This is a genomic window from Micromonospora sp. NPDC005206 (assembly GCF_040608175.1).
Lineage (GTDB): Bacteria > Actinomycetota > Actinomycetes > Mycobacteriales > Micromonosporaceae > Micromonospora.
Genome location: NZ_JBEXHU010000064.1, coordinates 1 through 4427, shown reverse-complemented (window position 1 = coordinate 4427; position 4427 = coordinate 1). Strand labels below are relative to the sequence as shown.

At 67.4% G+C, this 4427-nt stretch carries 5 protein-coding genes and 2 pseudogenes; 3 read left to right on the top strand and 4 right to left on the bottom strand.

What is annotated here, in order from left to right:
- Positions 1–293 (top strand): hypothetical protein (locus tag ABZU69_RS36840; protein WP_354968830.1); only part of this gene is annotated, 293 nt, incomplete at its 5' end.
- Between the two features lie 175 nt (positions 294–468).
- On the opposite strand, the gene ABZU69_RS36835 is transcribed toward ABZU69_RS36840, so the two are convergent.
- From ABZU69_RS36835 to ABZU69_RS36820, 4 genes are all read right to left on the bottom strand, one after another.
- The gene (locus ABZU69_RS36835) at positions 469–1656 is read right to left on the bottom strand and encodes a low temperature requirement protein A (protein WP_354968829.1); all 1188 of its coding nucleotides are present in this window, start codon (positions 1654–1656) and stop codon (positions 469–471) included.
- A 96-nt stretch (positions 1657–1752) separates the two neighbouring features.
- Complete coding sequence (locus ABZU69_RS36830; protein WP_354968828.1) at positions 1753–2376, bottom strand: TRIC cation channel family protein; 624 nt, start codon at positions 2374–2376, stop codon at positions 1753–1755.
- A gap of 227 nt (positions 2377–2603) precedes the next feature.
- On the bottom strand, positions 2604–2873 hold the full coding sequence (locus tag ABZU69_RS36825) for a metalloregulator ArsR/SmtB family transcription factor (protein WP_354968827.1): 270 nt from the start codon (positions 2871–2873) through the stop codon (positions 2604–2606).
- A gap of 46 nt (positions 2874–2919) precedes the next feature.
- Positions 2920–3585: a metal ABC transporter permease gene (locus ABZU69_RS36820; RefSeq protein ID WP_354968826.1), complete on the bottom strand. Its 666-nt coding sequence runs from the start codon at positions 3583–3585 to the stop codon at positions 2920–2922.
- A gap of 238 nt (positions 3586–3823) precedes the next feature.
- On the opposite strand from ABZU69_RS36820, the pseudogene ABZU69_RS36815 reads away from it, so the two are divergent.
- Positions 3824–4006, top strand: a pseudogene (locus ABZU69_RS36815) (IS30 family transposase); the annotation flags it as partial.
- Between the two features lie 7 nt (positions 4007–4013).
- Positions 4014–4322 (top strand): annotated as a pseudogene (locus ABZU69_RS36810) (integrase core domain-containing protein); the annotation flags it as partial.
- Between the last annotated feature and the right edge of the window lie 105 nt (positions 4323–4427).

Genomic DNA, 4427 nt, shown 5'->3' with positions numbered 1-4427 from the left:
GCCGCCACCACATCGTGGGTCAACCCGTGCCGCAGATGCACCAGCGTGGCCACCAGCCGATCCGGGAACCCGAACCGGTACCTCGCGCCGGCGCCGATGCGGCGACGACGCGCTCGCGCAGCGAGCCGGTCACGATGCTGGGCTTGCCACCGCGGCGCCAGCTCCGCGACCAAGCCCTCAATCACCTGTCGGGACAGCCCTGTCATCCGACGATCCGTCATGATCGCAGCACCAACCATGGCACGATCATCGATGCCCAAGCGACTGCAACCGTGCACGGGGTCGTTAGATGAACGCGAGAGGTATCCGGGTGCTCCGGACGTGACCGGCAGGTGAAAGTTCACCGGGAGCGACCTGGGTCACAACAAACGAATCCGCTCGGGCGCCGCACACTGTGCTGAGCGCAGTGCGGAGGGAAAGCCCGTCCCTCATGCCTCATGCGCACGGCGGCGGCCGCGAACCGCCGGATCACCAGCGGGTACGGATGTGCCAGCGGGTGCGGTACACCGGTTGCCCCCAGTGTGGGATGAAGGCGACCGCCATCATTCCAACGGTCATGACAGCGGCGACCAGGATCGGTGGCAGCCCCCCCGCCATCGGCGCCGCCAGCGACAGGACTACCACGCCGAGCGGCAGCCGCCACAGCATCGCCCGGAACACCACCAGCGCGTACACGGTGCGGCCGGTGAGGAACACCAGCGGACCGGCGACCACGATGGCCAGCTCCGTGGGGCTGGTCTCCCCGACGGGGTCTCTGGCGACTATGTCACCACCGGCGGCGACCAACACCACACCGGCGACCATGACCAGATGCGCGTACGCCGCGACCAGCGCGATCCGGCCGGGACTGTTGGCCATGTCGATCCCGGTAGCGAGATAGCCGGCGACGTAGACGATGTAGATCCGCCACATCGTCACCGTCATGACGAAGAGCAGGACCACTCCCGCCGTCCGCAGCGACACGAACGGGGGGTCGCCGTACAGCCGCACTCCGACGAGGATGATCTCACCCAGGGTGACGATGAACATCTGCCGGTAGCGTTCCGCCAGGTGCTCACCGCCCACCCGGAGTTCCTCCGGGCCTGAACGGCCGAGCCGGGGCAGTGGATACCCGAAGAGGCCGACCGCGTAGTCCGTCGTGATCGCCACCGCCCAGAGCACCAGCCGGATCGGGCTGGGCAGGAACGCGCCGACCAGCCACAGCACGCCGGTCAGACAGAACCAGACGAGTACCCGCATGGACCGCTTTCGAAGCGCGTGACCCCGCAGGGCGGTGATGAGGATGAACCCGCGATACAGGTGCAGACCCACGTACGCCCCAGCGAAGACGATCCCGTTGACCCCCTCGAACGCGCTGCTGATCGCCAGCGACATCAGCAGTCCGCCGAACAGCACGCCGAGGACGATCAACTGGACCAACGGCAGGCTGGGGTCGTACCAGTCGGTGGTGTAAGCGGTGACCGTCCAGACCCACCAGATCGCGGCGAGCAGCACCACTGTTTCCAGCGCGTGATTCCAGCCGAGGTCGCCGGACAGCCGCTCGGACAGCCGCATGAGCGCGACGATGAGGCCCAGGTCGAAGAGGAGTTCCAGGTAGGAGATCCGGCGGGGAGTGTCCTGACCGCGCAGAATCCACCCCGACCGCGCCTGCTCCACCGCCCCCGATCCTCCGGACAATCCTGCCCAGACTTCGTATCACGCCGGGGGCAGCAGGATGGGGCATTGCCGCACAACCCAGCCCCTGGCTGAGCCCTAGCGTTCCCAGGCTCGTGGTGCGGTCCAGTGACGGAGCATGGCGACGATGCGGAACAGGAACACGAGCACCGCCGCGCAGGTGGCGATGACGGGCATCGGCAGGTCGAGCTGGTGTGCACCAGCAACGATCACCGCACCGGCCGCTGCCGGGATCGAGTAAAGATCCGTGTCAACCTGGACCAGCGCCGGCGTCTCTCGAGCGGTGATGTCACGCAGCACTCCACCGCCGACCGCGGTGGTGATCCCGAGCAACACCGCCTGGATCGAACCGAGGTGGAATTCGAGGGCCTTCAGGGTGCCGGTGACGCAGAACAGCCCCAGTCCTGCGGCGTCGAAGACGAGCACGGTGAAGTTCAGCCGCTGCGCCAGGGGGTGGACGAAGAAGGTCACGCCCACAGCGATCAGCGGGATCACCAGATAATTCACGTTCGTGAAGGCGGCCGGCGGAGAGTCCCCTATGATCAGGTCGCGTAGGAGACCGCCACCGAGCGCGGTCAGCATCGCCAGAACCACAATTCCCACGACGTCGAAGCGTTTGTGGATGGCCATCAAAGCTCCGGACGTGGCGAATACGTAGAGACCAACCAACTCAAGGATGTTGACGACCGCGCCTGCTGACATCTCCATAGCATCGCCGCGCCGACCGGGTGCTGGCGCTGCGCGATCGCTGCCTGAGACCGGCAAGGCCGCAGCCCTCGGCCATCGACCCCGGCTTGAGCTCAGCCGGCCACGGTGGCCCGTACCACGTCGAATGGGCCGGCCTCACCGTGCAGGCCGGCCTCCTGCAGTTCGGCGAGCAGGCCGGCCACGGACGTCAGGTGCCACGGATAGTCGACGGCCGTCTTCGACTAGGTGGCGGAGCTGGTCGCCGTGCGACAGGCGGAGTTCTCGGCGTAGCGCAGCACTTCCCCGATGAGTCGCCTGGTGGCCTCCCCGTGCAGCATGTAAACGACATGCCGGCCGCGGCGCTGCCGCCGGATCAGCCGGGCGTCCTTGAGGAACCGCAGATGGTGGGCAATGGCCGTCGAATCCGTGGACATGGCCTCCGCCAACGAGGCCGGCGTGTGCTCGCCGCTCTGCAGCAACACGAGGATGTGCAACCGGCGCTCGTACGCCATGCCACGCAGCACGACGATCGCCCGATCCAGCGTGGCCCCCAGGTCCTCAAGGTGTGCGGTGCTCAGGCCTGGACCGCACGGAGCCGGTGACCGCCAGGATCCCGGCTTTGATCAGCCGGGACAGGACCGTGGACAGCGCCAGGACCGCGGTGGCGGTCAGGGTGATGCCCGCGCCGGCGGCGACGTTCCACCGGCTCGACGCGTACAAGCCGCCGAGACCGCTGAGAGCGCCGAACGTGACGGCCAGGGCAGTGATGACGCTCAGCCGGTGGGACCACTGGCGCGCCGCCGCGGCCGGCGCCACGATGAGGGCGAGGGCGAGGATCGTGCCGACGGCCGGGACGATCGTCACGACCACCAGCTGGATGGTGAGCAGCAGCACGACGTCCCAGACACCGGTGGCGAACCCGGCCGCCTGCGCCCCGGTGCGGTCGAAGCCGGTGTGCTGCAGGGGACGGGCGCAGGCCAGCAGGATGGCCGCGACGACGACGAGCGCCACCGCAGTGGTCACCAGGTCCTGCGGGCTGACCGTGAGGATCGATCCGACGAGGAACGATGTCAGGTCCCGGCTGAAGCCGTTCTGGGTGGCGACGAGTCCGGCGCCGAGCGCGAAGCCACCGGAGAGCATGACGCCGGTCGCCGCAGCCGCGTTCTGGCTGCAGCGGCGGCCGAGCGCCGCGACGCCCAGCGCGATCTCGAGAACACTGGCCACCGGCAAGTGTGCCTTGCGTTGGACCCGTCCCTCGAGCAGCCGACACCGGCCTGACCCACTCGTCTTGGCTTGATCAGGAGCTTGTCCGCCCGCAGGCGTGACTCCTCACAGTGCTGCCGCGACAGGTGACCTCTCCCAGGTCGGCGTCGACCGCGCTCGCCCTCGGGCGACCCGCCAGCTGACACCCTCCATCAACCTCGCGCACGGCGCTTGACAAACATAGGAGCGTCCAACGGCCCTGCTGCGCCAATACTTCCCGAAGGAAACTGACCTTAGTAGACACAGCGTCGACGACCTGACGGCCGTCGCTCACGCGCTCAACAGCCGCCCTCGCAAGACACTCGGATGGCGAACTCCCGCAGAAGCCCTCAACGATCACCTACTATCAATCCAAACAAGCGGTGTTGCGACGACCCCTTGAACCCGGGCAGTACACGTCGTTCCGGTTCACCACCCACCTGCTCGACGCCGGTATCGACGCCTCGACCGGCAGCGTCGGCGACGCCCTGGACAACGCGCTGATGGAATCCACCATCGGCCTCTACAAGACCGAACTGATCAAACCCCGAGGCCCGTGGCGCAGCCTCGCCCAGGTCGAACTGGCCACCGCCGAGTGGGTCGACTGGTACAACAACCAGCGCCTGCACTCCGCCATCGGACACGTCCCACCCACCGAATACGAATCGATGTTCTACGCTCAACCCCGGCCCCGCGAGGTGGTTGGAGCCAACAGCTGAGGTCTCCACAGACGTGATCTCAACAAGAATCCGGTAGGTATCGGTATTCGAAATGGGTGAGGTGGAGAGCGGCGCGGACGATGTCGCCGACCTGCCGTGGGCTGG